Below are 239 nucleotides of genomic sequence, written 5' to 3'. Positions count from 1 at the left end.
CTTCGAGATGGGCAACAGCATCATGGCCTTCCCTAATACGGCCCAGAAGGTGGCTGCCGCCGGCATGGAGATCGGCAACCACACAGTCACCCACCCGAATCTTCCGGCGAAGACCCCGGATCGCATCCGTCGTGAACTGGAGCACAACTCGCAGCTCATTAAGCAGTTCACCGGGGCCACTCCGCTGTTGTTCCGCCCACCCTATGGCGCTCACAACGACACTGTTGACAAGGTCGCCA

The 239-nt window shown here is 60.3% G+C and carries 1 protein-coding gene; it reads left to right on the top strand.

What is annotated here, in order from left to right:
* On the top strand, window positions 1-239 hold a 239-nt coding region (locus QCD68_RS17295; RefSeq protein WP_301223905.1), incomplete at both ends, for a polysaccharide deacetylase family protein.

This window comes from Curtobacterium sp. PsM8 (genome assembly GCF_030433875.1).
GTDB lineage: Bacteria > Actinomycetota > Actinomycetes > Actinomycetales > Microbacteriaceae > Curtobacterium.
Note: the sequence above shows the minus strand (reverse complement) of the source record. Positions and strands in the feature narration are given on the sequence as shown.